The following is a 16764-nucleotide window of genomic DNA, read 5'->3' on the forward strand; positions in this document are numbered from 1 at the left end:
ATCGGGACGTGAGGCTCCTACCCACTATTGGGACACCCCATCACTCTGCCGTGAGATTATGGATTCGGTCTGCGCTTCATTGGTGGTTGGGATTACCACTCGGTCGTGCTGCCCGCCTGACTGGACTGTCTCTTGAACGCTCGGAATCCGGCCGAGTTGCGCCAAGATCGCCGGGCCGGCTGCCCCCACTGCTATCGCTGCAGCCGGTCCCATAATCTGCGTGTGAAGCACCAGTGCTGCGCTGCCACCGATAGCGAGTCGCGTCAATGCGACCAGGCCATCGGCGGGCAGATCGATGTGTCGTGAAAGGCTAGGTAACCTGCGTTTCCCCGCTTCGAGTGCCCTTCGTCGCGCTGTTTGCCAACCGATGGCGCGACCGAAGAAGTTGATCACTTCGACGAGAAGGCCACCAACGGCACCGAGAACAATGGCGATCTGCCAGCTCACACGGGTCCCCCTGCCGCACCAAATCAGGTCGTCGGGTGCGATTGTTGCACTGTGACTGATGGCCAAGGCTACGCTGAGCTGGTAGTTCGCCCTGATGTCGTACAACATCATCTTGGTAGTTGAAGACATCTCGGCGGTGCGGCACGATCATCCCCGAGCCTATCTACCAGGCCGGAGGTGTTCACAAGGGCATTGACCTGGACATCTCGTCAGGAGGTCTGCTGGCTGCTTCATCCGCATGGCACGCCGTGCGCGGCGTGCCATGCCGTTGTGTTCACGCGGGCGGCGTTGCCGTTGCCACGGCGAACTCGGCAGCGCAGCGTGTCGCTGCGGTGTCGATTGCGTGGGCACCAGCGGTTCGAACCGGCCCCTGTATCCCCGGGGGGCGATGACGGGCGCGAGTTTTTCTTGCTCGCCCCGTGCGCGGCACTGTAGGCGAGACGCGTCGGGTCGTGCACGTTTTTCGTGCCGTCTGAAGACGAGTTGCCACCCCGACTTGCTGCCAGCTGCGGCGCGGACTTCGGATCGGGCGAGCCCTTGAAACCGGCGAGCGGGACGGGTGACGGCACCCGAGCCGGCTCGCTCAGGTCACCCTGCTCCGGGGTTCCAGCGCAGGGGTGGGACGGGTTCTCGACAACCCGTCCCACCCCGTCCCATCGACGTTCCCCTGGTAGAAGGCTAGCTGCGCCTGTCCCAAGGCGGGACAGGTGAGTCACGTGCTCGACGCCGACCCGTCCTACCAGTGCTATGTAACACTTATGCAACCAAATAAGACTTCGCCTTCGGTGCGTTGAGTGCACCGAACGCCACATTGGGGTGCTTCGAGCGTCGGCTGCCCGGCCGTGCCCGCCGGTGTGCCCGTTCCGGGTGCGCGGGGTTGACGCGCAGCCCGCGCGGTCTCTAGCGTCGCCATACCGACTGGTCGGTGTCCAAGGGAGGGCGCGGGATGAGCTGGTACGACGCGAAGCCCTGGCTCGCGAGCTACGACGAGCAGCGCGCCGCCGCGAGCGAGTTCACGCCGACCACGCCGCTGGTCACGTTCCGCCGCACCGTCGCGCAGGCGCCGGAGACCACGGCGCTGGCCTACTTCGACGCCCGGATCTCCTACCGCGAACTCGACGAGCTCTCCGACGCCTTCGCCTGCCACCTCACCGCGTCCGGGTTCGGCCGCGGTGAGCGGCTCGCGCTGGTGCTGCAGAACATCCCCCAGTTCGTGATCGCCCTGCTCGGCGCGTGGAAGGCCGGCGGGATCGTGGTGCCGGTCAACCCGATGTACCGCGCGGGCGAGCTGGGCCACGTGCTCACCGACGCCGGCGTGAAAGCGCTCGTCTGCTCGCAAACCGCTTGGCACGACTACATCGGCGCCCTCGTACCGGACAGCTCCGTGACGATCGCCGTGACCACGAGCGAGCTCGACCTCCAGACCCGCGACGACGAGCGCGTGCTCGGCAAGGTGCGCCGCGAGGCGACGCCCGGTGCGGCCGACCTGCTCGGCGTCCTGCGCTCGACGCCCGGTGACCCGCCGCCCGACCCGGCGTTCGGCCTCGACGACGTCGCGCTGATCAGCTACACCTCCGGCACGAGCGGAAAACCCAAGGGCGCCACCAACACCCACGGCAACCTCGGCACCAACGCCGCGATCCTCGCCGGCGCCGGCCGCGTCGAGCCGGGGGCGACGGTGTTCGCGCTCGCGCCGCTGTTCCACATCACCGGGATGGTGTGCGAGGTCGCCTACGCCATCGAGATCGCCGGCACGCTGGCGCTCGCGTACCGCTTCGAAGCCGGCGTGGTGCTCGGCGCGCTGCTGGAGCACAAGCCCGCGTACATGGTCGGCCCGTCGACGGCGTACATGGCGCTGATGGCGCACCCGGACGTCACCCCGCAGCACTTCGCCTCGTTCGACGCGCTGTACTCCGGCGGCGCGGCGCTGCCCCCGGCGGTGGTCAACGCGTTCCGCGACCGGTTCGGCCAGTACATCCACAACGGCTACGGCCTCACCGAGACCACGGCCGGCTGCGTCGTGGTGCCCAGCGGTGTCGAGGCGCCGGTCGACCCGGCTTCGGGCACGTTGTCGATCGGGCTGCCGGTGCCGGGCGTGATCGTGCGGATCCTCGCCGACGACGGCACGGAGCTGCCGTTCGGCGAGGCGGGCGAGATCGCCGTCGAAGGGCCCATGGTCGTGCCCGGCTACTGGAACCGGCCCGACGCCACAGCCGAGGCGCTGCCGGGCGGGCGGCTGCTGACCGGCGATATCGGGTTCATGGACGAACGCGGCTGGGTCTACGTCGTGGACCGCAAGAAGGACATGATCAACGCCTCCGGGTTCAAGGTGTGGCCGCGCGAGGTCGAGGACGTGCTGTACACGCACCCCGGCGTCCGGGAGGCGGCCGTGGTGGGCGTGCCGGACGAGTACCGCGGCGAGACGGTGAAGGCGTACGTGAGCGTGGCGCCGGGCGCGACGCCCGATCCGGACGAGCTCGTGGCCTACTGCCGGGAGCGGCTGGCCGCCTACAAGTACCCCCGATCGGTCGAGGTGCTCGCCGAGCTGCCGAAGACCACGAGCGGGAAGATCCTGAGGCGCGAGCTGCGCGCCCGAGGTTAGGGAGGACGTGACGGTGGTCGAGACGGTCCGTGGTGCGGTGGAGCCGGCGGCGCTGGGCAAGGTGCTGATGCACGAGCACATTTTCGTGCTGAGTCCCGAGTTCGTGGCGAACTATCCGGAGCACGACGGGTTCGACGAGTCCGTGCACGTCCCGGAGGCGATCGCGAAGCTGCAGGCGCTCAAGGACGCGGGGATCGACACGATCGTGGATCCGACCGTGATCGGGCTCGGGCGTTACGTGCCGCGGGTGCAGAAGGTCGCGGCCGAGGTGGGGCTGCAGATCGTCGTGGCGACCGGGCTCTACACCTACAACGAGTTGCCGCACTACCTTTCGCTGCGCGGGCCGGGCACGATGCTCGGTGGTGACGATCCGCTGGTCGCGATGTTCGTCGGCGACATCACCGAGGGCATCGCCGGGACGGGTGTGAAGGCCGGAGTGCTCAAGTGCGCCACCGATGAGCCGGGCGTGACGCCTGGTGTGGAGCGGGTGCTGCGCGCGGTCGCGAAGGCGCACCGGGCCACGGGTGTGCCGATCATGACCCACACGCACGCGGGTACGCGGCGGGGGCTGGAGCAGCAGGACGTGTTCGAGTCCGAGGGCGTGGACCTGGCCCGGGTGCTGATCGGGCACAGTGGCGACTCGGCCGACCTGGACTACCTCACGGCCTTGGCCGACCGCGGTTCGCTGCTGGGTATGGACCGCTTCGGCGTGGACGTGTATCTGCCGTTCGAGCAGCGGGTGGCGACGGTCGCGGCGATGTGTGAGCGCGGGTACGCGCGCAGCATGGTGCTCTCGCACGACGCGTCGTGTTACTTCGACTGGCTCGAGGCACCGGTGCGTGAGGCCGTGCTGCCCAACTGGCACTACCTCCACATCACCAACGACGTGCTGCCCGCCCTGCGCGAACGCGGCGTGAGCGAAGCCGACCTCACCACGATGCTCGTCGACAACCCGCGCCGCCTGCTCGACCACGGCGGCGCGTACTGACCGGCCACGGCCGGTAGGCTGGCTGTTCTCTGAGTTCCCGGAGGGGGTGTGGCGATGACCCGGGCCGGCACGCGCAAGGCCGTCGTCTCCGACGAGTCGCCCGCGGTGCCTCGCCGCCTGCTTCAGCACGCGACGAAGCTCTTCGCGAAAAAGGGCTTCGACCGCACATCGGTGCAGGAGATCGTCGAGGCCGCGGGCGTCACCAAGGGCGCCATGTACCACTACTTCGGCTCCAAGGACGACCTGCTCTACGAGATCTACGCCCGCGTGCTGCGCGAGCAGACCTCCCAGCTCGAACGCGTCGCCTCCAGCGCGGCGCCCCTGCGCGAACGGCTGGCCGCCGCCGCGTCCGACGTGGTCGTCAGCAGCATCGACAACCTCGACGACAACACCATCTTCCTGCAGTCCATGCACCAGCTCAGCGCCGACAAGCGCAAAGCCGTGCGCGCCGAACGCCGCAAGTACCACGAACGGTTCCGCCGCCTGATCGAAGAAGGCCAGGCCTCCGGCGAGTTCCGCGCCGACAAGCCCGCCGACCTGGTCGTGGACTTCTTCTTCGGCTCGGTCCACCACCTCGGCACGTGGTACCGCCGCGGCGGCTCCCTGTCGGCGCGCGAGGTCGGCGACCAATTCGCGGACCTGCTGCTGTCAATGCTCCGGCCGTAGTTTCTGCCTCGGCTCCACCGAGGCGTGCGAGATCGCCTTGGAGCCGGCTTCCGAATTCAGCGGTCGGATCGGCCGGGGGCCGATCGCACCACTGAATTCGGAAACCGGCGCGATCTCGCGCTGTGCCGGGTTCGAGCACGTCCACCACGAAGGTGCTGTGCCGGAGTCCCGCGCACTGCGGATCCTTCGGCCGGCGACGACTTCGCCCTGCCCGCCGCCAGGCCGACTGCCGCGGCGCCGGTCGCTGGTGAGTTGGCTGTTGCCAGGCCGGCATTGCGGTCGCGTCGAGTGCTACCGAGTTGGCTGCGGTCGGGCGGGTTGCCGGCGAGTTGGTTGTTGCGGGGTTGGCTGTGGCTGGGCGGGTTGCCGCCGAGTTCGCTGTTGCCGGGCCGGCATTGCGGTCGCGCCGGCTGTTGGCGAGTTGGCTGTTGCCGGGCCGACACGGCGGTCGCGCCGAGTGCTACCGAGTTGGCTGCGGTCGGGCGGGTTGCCGGCGAGCTGGTTGTTGCGGGGTTGGCTGCGGTCGGGCCGGTTGCCGCCGAGATCGCTGTTGCGGGGTTGGCTGTGGCTGGGCGGGTTGCCGCCGAGTTCGCTGTTGCCGGGCCGGCATTGCGGTCGCGCCGGCTGTTGGTGAGTTGGCTGTTGCCGGGCCGGCATTGCGGTCGCGCCGGCTGTTGGTGAGTTGGCTGTTGCCGGGCCGACACTGCGGTCGCGCCGAGTGCCACCGAGTTGGCTGCGGTCGGGCGGGTTGCCGGCGAGCTGGTTGTTGCGGGGTTGGCTGCGGTCGGGCCGGTTGCCGCCGAGATCGCTGTTGCCGGGTTGGCTGTGGCTGGGCGGTTGCCGCCGAGTCCGCCGCAACCGAACCCGCTGGTGCCGGGCCGGCTGCCGCCCTGGCCGGGTCCGTTGCCGCCGGGGTTGCGGCCGGCGTCCGCGACGGACATCGTCGGCGACGATGGGTCACGTCAGCGGGCCTGCTGCCGACGTCCGTCGCGCTGTGGGCACTTCACTCCGTCGGCAGAATCACCCCGTGGTGTGTGAGGACGCGGGTGACGAAGGCCGTTTTGCCGGCGGTGTAGGCCTCGCGGTCGGTGGTTTCGGTGGTGAGGCGGTGTTTCAGGGCGGCGTACTCCGCGGCCAGGGCCGGGTCGGCGCGCAGGGCGTCGCGGAAGGTGCGTTGGGCGTGCCAGCGCGGGTGGCCGGCCGGGAGGACGTGGAGGTGGGCCACTCGGTGCTCGCCGGTGGCGTCGGGCAGGACGAAGAAGCGCCGCCACGGTGAGGCGACGTCCAGCGAAGGCGGGACGTAGGCCCAGCCGTCGGCCGCGAGAGCCGCGCCGGCGGAAGTGACCACCACGTCGATGTCCGAAACCGAAGCCATCACGTCCACCACCGGCTTGGCCGCCAACCCGGGCACCGACGTGGACCCGACGTGCTCCACTCCGTCGACCAGCCACGGCTGCAGCACCACAGCCAGCCGCGCGCACAGCTCGGCACCGCGCGCCGGCCACGCGGGGTCGGGTGCGGTGACGTGCGGTTTCTCGTACGCCCAGGCCGGAGGTTCACTCACAGCCGGCACGCTACCGGCGGGCACCGACAGTTTCCGTCGGTGCCCGCCGGGGGTTTCACGGGCGAGGTGGCGTCCGGTCGGTCGGCACTGTTTCATCCGCCGGGTCGAAGGGCAGGTAGGTCGTGCCCAGCCGGGGCGCCCAGCCGATCGTCAGCGGCGGCACGACGGGGGTCTCCGCGTGCTGCGGGAGGAACCCGATGTCCACCGGGGTCGAGAAGTCCACGGTCAGGAACCGGGTGGGTTCGGTGACGCTCACGAGAGTGCCCTCCGGATCGCTTCCTCGCCCAGGATCGGGTCGTTGGTCGGGTCCTCGGCCGCCGGGGCGAGGGCGCGCGGCGCGAGCTTCGGGGTGAGGGTCCCGAAGACCGGGTCCGGCGGGGCCGCGGTGTGGTACTCGGGGAAGTGGGCCTGGTAGTCGACCATGGACTGGACCAGGGCGGGCTCCGCGAAGCGCGGTCCCCAGAACTGGGCCGAGATCGGCAGGCCCGCGGTGTAGCCGACGGGGAAGCTCACCATGGGCCAGCCCAGCGCGTTCGGCACCTGGTAGTACGCGCGGTACACCGGGAAGCCGGGGCCACCGCCGGCACGCTGGCCGATCACGTCGCCCAGGGCCAGGACGAGCATGAAGTCGACGCCGGCGTCCTCCAAAGCCTTGGTGTAGTTGGCGATGAGCCGGCGCCGCCGCTGTTCGCCCTCGTAGCGGACGGAGGCGGGGATGCCGCCGTTGAAGCGGTCGGCGCTGGCGAAGCTCGCCGCCGCCTCGCCGGGGGCGCGCCGGCCGTACTGGCTGGTCAGGGTGGCGACGGCGTCGGCCGTCGGGATGCCGCTCGCACAGAAGTCCGCCACCGCCGCGACGAACCGGACCTCGTAGCGGTTCGCGTTCACCACCGCGGCCGACGGCGACACCGGCGAGCCGTCCACCGTCGCCAGCACGTCCGCCGACGCGAAGTACGGGTTCTGCGCGGGGTCGGTCATGTCCAGACCGGGGAACTCCTTCACCTGCGCGCCCAGGCTCTTCAGCTGGCTCACCAGCCGGTTGAACGCCTTCAGGTGCTCCGCGCCGTAGGTGTCCTGCGGGCTGACGCCGGTCTTGATGGTGCCGCCCACGTTCATCCAGTCCGTCTGCGGGATGCCGATCGTCAAGCCCCGCAACGGAGCCCGCCCGGGCCGCGGCGACGACGGGATCGCCGGGAACGGCAGGGGTGCCGAGAGCGTCTGCGGGTCGTTCACCGCGTCCGGGCCGAGGATCGTGCTCAGGATGAGCGCCGAGTCGCGGGCGCTGCGGGAGATCGGGCCGAGCACGTCGTAGCCCGGCGAAAGCGGCATGAGCCCCGCGATCGACACCGTGCCCAGCGACGGCTTGATCCCGCTGGCGCCGTTCGCGGCCGACGGCATGATGATGCTGCCGCCCGTCTCCTCGCCGATGCAGGCCGCGGCCAGCCGCGCGACGGGCGCGACCCCCGAGCCCTGGCTCGACCCGCCCGGCACGTGCGACGGGCTCCACGCGTTGCCCGCGAACGTGCCGGTGATCGAACCGGAGAAGGCCGAGCAGATGGTGTTGCCCAGCAGCACCACGCCGGCCGCCCGCAGGCGCGCGACGACCGTGGCGTCCTGCAGCGCCTTGTTGCCGGTGAACGCCGGGCTGCCGTCCTGCGCGTTCAGGCCTTTGATGCCCACGGAGTCCTTGATGCCCATGGGGATCCCGCACAGCGGCGACAGGTCGCCACCGTGCCGGCGCCAGGTGGAGATCCGCTGGTCGGCGGCTCGCGCGGCGGCCAGCGCGCCGGCGGTGTCGACGCGCACGAACGCGTTGTACGCGCCGTTGTCGCCGTAGACCTCGAAGGGACCGTTGAGCTTCGAGATCCGGCTGAGGTAGGCCTGGGTGATCTCCACGCTGGACGTGCGCCCCGCGCGCAGCAGCGCGGCGAGCTCGGTGATCTCGTAGTCCACGAGCCGGCCACGGTGGGGAATCTGGCTCACCGACGGCAACGCCGGCCCGCCGGCCGGCGCCGCACTCGCCGGCGCCGCTCCCAGCGTGAGGGAAAGGGTGCCGCCGGCGACCGCCGCGCCTGCGCCGCCGAGCACGGATCTCCGCGTGAGTCTTCCTGGTTGTGCCACGTACTGCCTCGCTTCTGAACCGGTGGGGAAGGGCAGGCGAGACGCTAGGACCCCCTGGTTGCGGGCGAGTTTTCGTGTATTGCGAGCACATTTCGTGTTCAGACACACCGGACTGTGGTGCCGTGAGGTCCGGCCTGCTCGGGCAAACACCGTGCCTTCGGCGGCAACGTGCAGGTCCTCGTCAGCGCCGACCGGTTCCCGCGCTGAGTGTCCCCGGTCGCTCCCGCGACGACCCGTTCCACCACCCGCGACCTTCGGCATCGCCGGCCCCCTGACCGCTCGGCCGGCCAGGGCCTGCCGACACTGGCCGGCCAGGCCTGCCACGCTGGCGGGATCGGCGTCCGTGCACCGTTCGCAAAACCCGCAGGCCGACTTCACCAGTCGTCGGCCAACAGGCCTTCGACCTGCCGCTCAGCCGGCTGCGGTGCCTCGCCGAAGGTGACTGGGTGCGATCGGGTTGTGAGGTGAGCTAGTACCGTTTCAAGTGGTCCAGCAGCCGCGGCACGATGAACTCCCCGGCCTCCTCCGGCAGCCAGTGACTGGCCCCCTCCACCACCTCGAACTCGTACTCGCCGTCGACGTACGAGCGGGTCAGCTCGGCGGCCGTCCGGCCCAGGTACGGGTCTTCGCTGCCCCACAGGTACAGCGTCGGCACGGAGATGCGCCCGGCGGGGATGTCGAACTCGCTGGCGGCCGGGCCGCGGTACCAGTTGAGCGTGGCCGTCAAAGCGCCCGGCTCGGTCAGGCGCGTGATGTTGCGTTCGACCAGGTCGGCGGGCACACGGTCGCCGTACGCGGCGCGTAGTTCGGCGGCGTCGTCAGCGAGGAGGGAGGCCTCGGCGCGGCCGTCGAGGTGGCGGAAGAAGCGGACGTAGCCGAGGTCGCGGAACTGGCGCGTGTCGTCGGTGGCGGCGCGGTGCAGCGCGGCGGGGTGCGGGGTGGTCAGGATCGTCAGCGAACGCAACTGGTCGGGGTGCGCGCTCGCGAACGCCCAGCCGACCATGCCGCCCCAGTCGTGCGCGACGAGGTGGAAGCGGTCGGACCCCAGCGCCGCGGCGAAGGCGATCACGTCGGTGATGAGGTGGCGCACGGAGTACTGGTCGACGTCGAGCGGCCGCGCGCCCGAGGCGTAGCCGCGCTGGTCGACCGCGACGGCGCGGTAGCCGGCCGCGCCCAGCGCCGCGAGTTCCGTGGTCCACGAATCGGCGAACTCCGCCCATCCGTGCAGCAACAGGACGAGCTCCCCGGACTCGGGGCCGGCAGCGAGCGCGCTGTGCCGGTGGGTGCCGACGGTGATCGTCAGCTGCTCGGTGCCCGGGACCATGATCACCAGGCTAGGAAGCCGAAGCTTCCGGCCACCACAGGAAAAAGTGCACTCTTGCCGCCTGTTCGTACGTGCCGGGCACCACCGTCCACAGTGTCCACCACGGGCGCGGGCCCCGCCAGCCGAAACGGCGGGCGGGGCCCGGAAAACGACGTCAGGCAGGCAGGTCCACGAGATCCGCCAGCCGCGCGCGGTGCCGGCCCGGCGTGCCGAACGCGAGCTCGTCGCTCTTGGCGCGCTTGAGGAACAGGTGCGCGGGGTGCTCCCACGTCATGCCGATCCCGCCGTGCAGCTGGATCGCTTCCTCCACGGCGTGCACCGCGATCGGCGCGACGCGCGCCTGCGCCACGGCCACCGCGATCGGCACGTCGAAGCCGCCGGCGAGCGCGTCGGCCGCGTACCGCGCCGTCGCGCGCGCGTTCACCAGGTCGGTGTACAGGTTCGCCAGCCGGTGCTTGAGCGACTGGAACCCGCCGACCGGGCGCCCGAACTGGTAGCGGCCCTTGAGGTAGGTGACGGTGGTCGTCAGCGCCCACTCCGTGAGCCCCGTCTGCTCCGACGCGAGCAGCCCCGCCGCCGTGGTCAGCGCGGTGTCCAGCGCCGCCTCCGCGGCCGCGCCGCTCACGACCAGCCGCGCCGCGGCGTCGGTCAGCTCGACGTCGGCCACGCGCCGCGTGAGGTCCAGCGACACCAGCTCGGTCACCTGGGCCGCCGAGGCCTCCACCGCGTACAGCCCCGGCCCGTCGGGCCCGGTCGCGGGCACCACGAGCAGCTCGGCCACGGACGCGTCGACGACCGTGCCGGCCCGCCCGCTCAGCGTCCCGTCACCGTTCACGGACACGGTCGCCGGGAACGCCGCACCCGGCGCGGTCGACAGCGGCACGGCCAGCGCACCCGTCAGCTCACCGGCGGCGAGCCGGGGGAGCAGCTCGGCGGCGACATCACCGCCCGCGGCCAGCAGCGCCGACGTCGCCAGCACCGCACTGCCGAGGAACGGCACCGGCGCCACACTGCGGCCCAGCTCTTCGAGCACCACGGCCGTCTCCCGCGCCGAAGCGCCGTGCCCGCCGAGCTCCTCGGGCACCATCAGCCCGGCCGCGCCGAGGTCGGCGGCGAGCGTCTTCCACAGCTTCAGGTCGTAGGGCTCCGAGGTCTCCACCCGCGCCAGCAGCGCCGCGGGTGAGGCCCGGTCGGTGAGCAGGTCGCGCACCGACGCGCGCAGGTCCTCCTCGACGTCGGAGTACAGCAGGTCCGGGGTGGGCAGCTCGCTCATCGCGGCAGGTCCTTCCAGGCGACGTCCTTGTCCACCCGCGGCTCGGACGGCAGCCCCAGCACGCGTTCGGAGATGATGTTGCGCAGGACCTCCGAGGTCCCGCCCTCGATCGAGTTGCCCTTCGCGCGCAGGTAGCGGTAACCCGCCTCGCGCCCGAGGAAGTCGACCTTCTCCGGCCGCCGCAGCGTCCAGTCGTCGTAGCGCAGGCCCTCTTCGCCGAGCAGCTCGATCTCCAGCCCGGTGAGCTTCTGGTTCAGCTCGGAGAACGCCACCTTCATCGCGGAGCCCTCCGGCCCCGGCGCACCGGCCGTGAGCTGCTGGCGCAGCCGGGAAGCGGCCAGCCGCAACGACTCGGCCTCCACCCAGTGCTGCACGAGCCGGTCGCGCAGCTCCGGCGTGCGCAGCTCGGGCCGCTCGCGCCAGGTCTTCGCGACCATGCCGATCAGGCCGCCTTCACGCGGCAGCGCGTTGCCGCCGATGGCCACGCGCTCGTTCATCAGCGTGGTCTGCGCGACCTTCCAGCCCTCGCCGACGGCGCCGAGCCGCTGGGTGTCCGGGATCCGCACGCCGGTGAGGAACACCTCGTTGAACTCGGCCTCGCCGGTGATCTGGCGCAGCGGCCGCACCTCGACGCCGGGCGCGGTCATGTCGCACAGGAAGTACGTCATGCCCTGGTGCTTCGGCACGTCCGGGTCGGTGCGCGTGACGAGGATGGCCCACTGCGAGTTGTGCGCACCCGAGGTCCACACCTTCTGCCCGGTCACGACCCAGTCGTCGCCGTCGCGCACCGCGCGCGTGGCCAGCGCGGCGAGGTCGGAGCCGGCTCCCGGTTCGCTGAACAGCTGGCACCACACCTCCTCGCCCGTCCACAGTGGACGCAGGTAGCGGCTGCGCTGCTCGTCGGTGCCGAACGCGAGGATCGTCGGCGCGGCCATGCCGAGGCCGATGCCGATGCGGCGCGGGTCGTTGTCCGGCGCGCCGGCCGCGGCGAACGCGCGGTCGACCACCGGCTGCAGCGCGCGCGGCGCGCCCTGGCCGCCCAGGCCCTCGGGGAAGTGCACCCACGCCAGGCCCGCGTCGTAGCGGGCGCGCAGGAACTCGAGCCGGTCGGTGGTCTTCGGGTCGTGCGCGGCCAGGAACCCGGCCACCTGGGCCTGGAGGTCGTCGGGGGTCATCGGCCGGCCTCCGCCCGGTACTTCTTGAGCTCACGCCGCGCCAGCGAGCGCTTGTGCACCTCGTCCGGGCCGTCGGCCAGGCGCAGCGTGCGCACGCCCGCCCACAGCTCGGCCAGCGGGAAGTCCTGGCTCACGCCACCGGCACCGTGCGCCTGCACGGCCTTGTCCAGGATCCACTCCACCGTGATCGGGGTGGAGATCTTGATGGCCTGGATCTCGGTGTGCGCGCCCTGGTTGCCCACGGTGTCCATCAGCCACGCGGTCTTGAGCACCAGCAGCCGCTGCTGCTCGATGCGCACGCGCGACTCGGCGATCCAGTCCTGCACCACGCCCGACTCGGCGATCGGCTTGCCGAACGTCTCGCGCGAAAGCGTGCGGCGGCACATGAGCTCCAGCGCCCGCTCGGCCATGCCGATCGCGCGCATGCAGTGGTGGATGCGGCCGGGGCCCAGGCGGGCCTGGGCGATCGCGAACCCGGCGCCCTCGTTGGCGATCAGGTTCTCGGCCGGCACGCGCACGTCCTCGAACAGGACCTCGGCGTGACCGCCGTGGTCGCCGTCGGTGTAGCCGAACACGTGCATGCCGCGCTTGATGGTCACGCCCGCGGCGTCGCGCGGCACCAGGATCATGCTCTGCTGCTGGTGCGGCTGGGCGTCCGGATCGGTCTTGCCCATCACGATCATGATCTTGCAGTTCGGGTTCATCGCGCCGGAGATGAACCACTTGCGGCCGTTGACCACGTACTCGTCGCCGTCGCGGCGGATGCTGGTGGCGATGTTGCGCGCGTCGGACGAGGCCACGTCGGGCTCGGTCATCGCGAACGCGGAGCAGATCTCGCCGTCGAGCAGCGGCTGCAGCCACTGCTTCTTCTGCTGCTCGCTGCCGAACATGTGCAGCACTTCCATGTTCCCGGTGTCCGGCGCGGCGCAGTTGACCGCGGTCGGCGCGAGCCGGGGGCTGCGGCCGGTGATCTCGGCCAGCGGCGCGTACTGCAGGTTGGTCAGGCCCGCGCCGTCCGCACCGGGCAGGAAGAAGTTCCACAGGCCGCGCTTGCGCGCCTCGGCCTTGAGCTCCTCCACCACCGGCACCGACGACCAGGGGTTCTCGCGCTCGGCGAGCTGCTCCTCGAAGACCGGTTCAGCGGGGTAGACGTGCGAATCCATGAACTCGAGCAGCTGCCCGCGCAGCTCCTCGGTGCGCGCGTCGAACGCGAAATCCATGACTACTTCTCCTCTTTGAGCGTCTCGTAGCCGTGCGAGACGAGCGGGGCCACGGCGTCGCCGATGCCCTCGAACCCGGACCCGACGGTCTGGCCCTTGCTGTAGCGGAAGTAGATGCCTTCCAGGATCACTGCGAGCTTGAAGAACGCGAAGCTCACGTACCAGTTGAGCGCCGACACGTCGCGGCCGGAGCGCTCGGCGTAGCGGGCGACGACCTCGTCGGGGCTCGGGTAGCCCGGCGCCGAGCTCGCGTTGGACACCATCTGCAGCGACACCTTGTCGCGCTCGGCGTAGGCCACCATCAGCGCGAGGTCGGTGAGCGGGTCGCCGAGGGTGGACATCTCCCAGTCGAGCACCGCGGTGATGCGGTCGTCGCCGTCCACGAGCACGTTGTCGAGCCGGTAGTCGCCGTGCACGATCGTGGCCGGGCCCGACGTCGGCAGCTTCGCGGCGAGGCTGTCGTGCAGCTCGTCGGCGCCGGGCAGCTCGCGGCTGCGGGAGCCGTCGAGCTGCTTCTTCCAGCGCCGCAGCTGGCGTTCGAGGAAGCCGTCGGGCCGGCCGAAGTCGCCGAGCCCCACCGCTTGCGGGTCCACGGCGTGCAGGTCGACGAGCGTGTCCACGAGCCGGAACCCGATCTCGCGCGTGCGCTCGGTGCCCAGCTTCTCGAGCTCGGAATCGGTGCGGTACGGCGTGCCGGCCACGAACTCCATCACGTAGAACTGCGCGCCGAGCACGTCGGCGTCCTGGCACAGCACGACGGTGCCCGGCACCGGGACCGCCGTGCCGGCCAGGCCGGAGATCACCTTGAACTCGCGCGCCATGTCGTGCGCCGTCGGCAGCACGTGCCCGAGCGGCGGCCGGCGGACGACCCAGCGGTGCGTGCCGTCGCCCACGATGTAGGTGAGGTTCGAGCGGCCGCCCTGCACCACCTCGGCGGTCAGCTCGCCGGTGACCAGGCCGGGCCGCTGCTCGTCGAGGTAGGCGCGCAGGCGGGCCAGGTCGAGTCCTGGCGGGTCGGACGGGGTCATCGGGCCTCCTCGGGGGTCACCGGGCCACGCTACCGACTAGTCGGTATGTCGTACAGCCACCGGCCCGGGTGTCCCCGGGCCGGGTGCCTTTCGCGTGGTCAGGCGGGTTGTCGGGCGGTGTCGTGGGTGGTTCAGGCGATCATGCGGGCGACGAACTCGGCGACGCAGGCCGGCTTGGCCTCGCCGTCGATCTCGACGGTCCACCGCACCACAGCCTGCTTGCCACCGGGCACGTCTGTCACCTCGAGCAGGTCCGCGCTGCCGCGCACCTTCGCCCCGACCTTCACCGGCTGCGGGAACCGCACCTTGTTGAGGCCGTAGTTGATGCCCATCTTCAGGCCGTCGACGCGGTAGACCTGCGAGCCGAAGTGCGGCAGCAGCGATAGCGTGAGGAACCCGTGGGCGATCGTGGTGCCGAACGGTCCCGCCGCGGCCTTCTCGGTGTCGAGGTGGATCCACTGGTGGTCGTCGGTGGCGTCGGCGAACTGCTGCACCCGCTCCTGCGTGACGGTGAGCCACTCGCTCTCGCCGAGGTGCTCGCCCGCCGCGGCGGCGAACTCGTCGACGTTCGTGAACACGCGCATGGCCATCAGTCCTTCGGTCCGCCGGCGACGTAGATGACCTGGCCCGAGACGAAGCCCGCGCCCTCGCTCACCAGGAACGAGGTCACGTTCGCGATGTCGTCCGGCGTGCCCACGCGCTGCACGGGGATCTGCGACGCCGCCGCCTTCTTGAAGTCCTCGAAGTCCATGCCGAGGCGCTCGGCCGTGGCCGCGGTCATGTCCGTGGCGATGAAGCCCGGCGCGATCGCGTTCGCGGTGACGCCGAACTTGCCCAGCTCAATGGCGAGGGTCTTCGTGAAGCCCTGCATGCCGGCCTTGGCAGCGGAGTAGTTGACCTGGCCGCGGTTGCCCAGCGCCGAAGTGCTGGACAGGTTCACGATCCGGCCCCACTTCTCCTGCGTCTGGTACTTCTGCACGGCACGCGTCATGAGGAACGAGCCCTTGAGGTGCACGCCGAGCACCGAGTCCCAGTCGTTCTCGGTCATCTTGAACAGCAGGTTGTCGCGCGTGATGCCGGCGTTGTTGACCAGCACGGTCGGCGCGCCGAGCTCCTCGGCGACACGGGTGACGGCGGCCTCGACCTGGTCGGCGTCGCTGACGTCCAGCGAGACGCCGACGGCCCGGCCACCCTCGGCCACGATCGCCTCGGCCCCGGCCTTCACCGCGGACTCGTCGAGGTCCAGCAGGCCGACGGCGAACCCGTCGGCGGCGAGGCGCCGAGCGACGGCGGCACCGATGCCGCGGCCGGCTCCCGTCACGATGGCAACCCGGGCGGGGGAATCGGTCACGAGGACCCTCCTCATCGTTGAGAAACAGCGATCGGGCACGCACTCTGCCCGGCTAAGCGATTGCTTAGGCGAAGATACCCGGGGGCCCTTCGGCAGGCCACTGTGACCGGCCTCATTTTCGCCCGGTCGGGGCGGGGTTCCCGGCCTCCGGATTTCAAGGCTCGACTAGAAATTCCAGGACCCCCTGCGTAAAGTGACCTGGGTCTCAGCACGTGGCGGAAGGAGGCGCGGATGTCGACGGCGACACCGCGAGCCCGCGTCGACGGGGTGCTTCGCGCCGTCCGGGCGCTCGAGCCCGTGGACGTCGCGTTCGCCGCGCGGGTGGACCGGGGCACGGGCACGTTCGTGCTCGACCGGTTCGACGGGGCGCGCACCGATTTGCTGCGCAACCTGGTCATTCCCCGGGGCGAGGGGGTCGGCGGCCGGTGCATCGCGCTGGAGCGGCCGGTGTTCGTCCGGGACTACGTGGCGGCCAAGGGCATCACGCACCGGTTCGACGGCGCCGTGGCGGGGGAGGGCCTGAGTGCGATGTTCGCCGTGCCCGTGAAGACCGACGGGGTGGTGCGCGACGTCGTGTACGGCGCGGCGCGCACGTCGGTGGAGTTCGGTGAGGGCCTGATCGACCGGGCGGTCGACCTCGTGAAGCGCTCTGCCGTGGAAGAACCGCCGAGCCCGCCGCGGCGTTCGGCCGGTGACATCGCCGCCGAGCTCGAGGACATCGCGGCCGCCGTCACCGACCCCGAGGTGCGTCGGCGGCTCCGTGAGCTGGGCGCGAGCCTGTCCGGGAAACCGGCGGAGGACGACCTGCCGATCCGGCTCTCGCCGCGTGAGCTGGACGTGCTCACGGCCGTCGCGATGGGCCACGCCAACGTGGACGTCGCCCGGCGGCTCGGCCTCACCGTGCAGACCGTGAAGTCGTACCTGAAGAGCGCGATGGCCAAATTGGACAGTCACACCCGCGGCGAAGCCGTCTACCGCGCGCGGATGGCCGGCTTGCTACCGTGACCG

General features: G+C 71.0%; 15 protein-coding genes. 4 read left to right on the forward strand and 11 right to left on the reverse strand.

What is annotated here, in order from left to right; genetic code table 11:
- Positions 1-24: 24 nt before the first annotated feature.
- Positions 25-558, reverse strand: a complete 534-nt coding sequence (locus ACFY1H_RS29680) for a hypothetical protein (protein ID WP_386951672.1) — start codon at positions 556-558, stop codon at positions 25-27.
- 835 nt (positions 559-1393) lie between these two features.
- Between ACFY1H_RS29680 and ACFY1H_RS29685 the strand changes: the two genes are divergently transcribed.
- From ACFY1H_RS29685 to ACFY1H_RS29695, 3 genes are read left to right on the forward strand one after another with little or no spacing between them, the layout of a single operon-like run.
- Entirely contained in the window at positions 1394-3049 is a 1656-nt protein-coding gene (locus ACFY1H_RS29685) for an AMP-binding protein (protein WP_386951674.1), read from the forward strand.
- 13 nt (positions 3050-3062) lie between these two features.
- A complete protein-coding gene (locus tag ACFY1H_RS29690) occupies positions 3063-4037 on the forward strand; it encodes a phosphotriesterase-related protein (RefSeq protein WP_366586298.1) in 975 nt (324 codons plus the stop codon).
- Positions 4038-4091: 54 nt separating this feature from the next.
- Positions 4092-4703: a TetR/AcrR family transcriptional regulator gene (locus ACFY1H_RS29695; RefSeq protein ID WP_366586202.1), complete on the forward strand. Its 612-nt coding sequence runs from the start codon at positions 4092-4094 to the stop codon at positions 4701-4703.
- 1003 nt (positions 4704-5706) lie between these two features.
- On the opposite strand, the gene ACFY1H_RS29700 is transcribed toward ACFY1H_RS29695, so the two are convergent.
- The 10 genes from ACFY1H_RS29700 to fabG form a co-directional block, all read right to left on the reverse strand.
- On the reverse strand, positions 5707-6267 hold the full coding sequence (locus ACFY1H_RS29700; protein WP_386951677.1) for a GrpB family protein: 561 nt from the start codon (positions 6265-6267) through the stop codon (positions 5707-5709).
- 55 nt (positions 6268-6322) lie between these two features.
- Complete coding sequence (locus ACFY1H_RS29705; RefSeq protein WP_386951679.1) at positions 6323-6523, reverse strand: hypothetical protein; 201 nt, start codon at positions 6521-6523, stop codon at positions 6323-6325.
- Positions 6520-8352, reverse strand: a complete 1833-nt coding sequence (locus ACFY1H_RS29710; RefSeq protein WP_386951681.1) for an amidase — start codon at positions 8350-8352, stop codon at positions 6520-6522. The genes ACFY1H_RS29705 and ACFY1H_RS29710 overlap by 4 nt, the downstream gene beginning before the upstream one ends.
- Before the next feature lie 502 nt (positions 8353-8854).
- Positions 8855-9709: an alpha/beta hydrolase gene (locus ACFY1H_RS29715; protein ID WP_366586194.1), complete on the reverse strand. Its 855-nt coding sequence runs from the start codon at positions 9707-9709 to the stop codon at positions 8855-8857.
- A 154-nt stretch (positions 9710-9863) separates the two neighbouring features.
- Positions 9864-10982: an acyl-CoA dehydrogenase family protein gene (locus ACFY1H_RS29720; RefSeq protein WP_366586192.1), complete on the reverse strand. Its 1119-nt coding sequence runs from the start codon at positions 10980-10982 to the stop codon at positions 9864-9866.
- Positions 10979-12157, reverse strand: a complete 1179-nt coding sequence (locus ACFY1H_RS29725; protein ID WP_366586190.1) for an acyl-CoA dehydrogenase family protein — start codon at positions 12155-12157, stop codon at positions 10979-10981. Before ACFY1H_RS29725 ends, ACFY1H_RS29720 begins: the two co-directional genes overlap by 4 nt.
- Positions 12154-13377, reverse strand: coding sequence for an acyl-CoA dehydrogenase family protein (locus ACFY1H_RS29730; protein WP_386951685.1), 1224 nt, complete (start codon positions 13375-13377; stop codon positions 12154-12156). Before ACFY1H_RS29730 ends, ACFY1H_RS29725 begins: the two co-directional genes overlap by 4 nt.
- A 2-nt stretch (positions 13378-13379) precedes the next feature.
- On the reverse strand, positions 13380-14405 hold the full coding sequence (locus tag ACFY1H_RS29735; RefSeq protein WP_386951687.1) for a phosphotransferase family protein: 1026 nt from the start codon (positions 14403-14405) through the stop codon (positions 13380-13382).
- Between the two features lie 131 nt (positions 14406-14536).
- Positions 14537-14989 carry a MaoC family dehydratase gene (locus ACFY1H_RS29740; protein WP_366586184.1) on the reverse strand — a complete coding sequence of 151 codons (453 nt, stop codon included), beginning with the start codon at positions 14987-14989 and terminating at the stop codon, positions 14537-14539.
- A gap of 5 nt (positions 14990-14994) precedes the next feature.
- Entirely contained in the window at positions 14995-15756 is a 762-nt protein-coding gene (fabG, locus tag ACFY1H_RS29745; RefSeq protein WP_366586182.1) for a 3-oxoacyl-ACP reductase FabG, read from the reverse strand.
- 231 nt (positions 15757-15987) lie between these two features.
- On the opposite strand from fabG, the gene ACFY1H_RS29750 reads away from it, so the two are divergent.
- On the forward strand, positions 15988-16761 hold the full coding sequence (locus ACFY1H_RS29750; protein WP_386951690.1) for a LuxR C-terminal-related transcriptional regulator: 774 nt from the start codon (positions 15988-15990) through the stop codon (positions 16759-16761).
- Positions 16762-16764 lie beyond the last annotated feature (3 nt).

Source organism: Amycolatopsis sp. NPDC001319 (genome assembly GCF_042896185.1).
Lineage (GTDB): Bacteria > Actinomycetota > Actinomycetes > Mycobacteriales > Pseudonocardiaceae > Amycolatopsis.

Coding starts and splice junctions, on each gene's coding strand:
- ACFY1H_RS29715 (WP_366586194.1), bottom strand. CDS start 9,709: ATGGTCCCGGGCACCGAGCAGCTGACGATCACCGTCGGCACCCACCGG.
- ACFY1H_RS29730 (WP_386951685.1), bottom strand. CDS start 13,377: ATGGATTTCGCGTTCGACGCGCGCACCGAGGAGCTGCGCGGGCAGCTG.
- ACFY1H_RS29695 (WP_366586202.1), top strand. CDS start 4,092: ATGACCCGGGCCGGCACGCGCAAGGCCGTCGTCTCCGACGAGTCGCCC.
- ACFY1H_RS29740 (WP_366586184.1), bottom strand. CDS start 14,989: ATGCGCGTGTTCACGAACGTCGACGAGTTCGCCGCCGCGGCGGGCGAG.
- ACFY1H_RS29685 (WP_386951674.1), top strand. CDS start 1,394: ATGAGCTGGTACGACGCGAAGCCCTGGCTCGCGAGCTACGACGAGCAG.
- ACFY1H_RS29725 (WP_366586190.1), bottom strand. CDS start 12,157: ATGACCCCCGACGACCTCCAGGCCCAGGTGGCCGGGTTCCTGGCCGCG.
- ACFY1H_RS29750 (WP_386951690.1), top strand. CDS start 15,988: ATGTCGACGGCGACACCGCGAGCCCGCGTCGACGGGGTGCTTCGCGCC.
- ACFY1H_RS29735 (WP_386951687.1), bottom strand. CDS start 14,405: ATGACCCCGTCCGACCCGCCAGGACTCGACCTGGCCCGCCTGCGCGCC.
- ACFY1H_RS29680 (WP_386951672.1), bottom strand. CDS start 558: ATGATGTTGTACGACATCAGGGCGAACTACCAGCTCAGCGTAGCCTTG.
- ACFY1H_RS29720 (WP_366586192.1), bottom strand. CDS start 10,982: ATGAGCGAGCTGCCCACCCCGGACCTGCTGTACTCCGACGTCGAGGAG.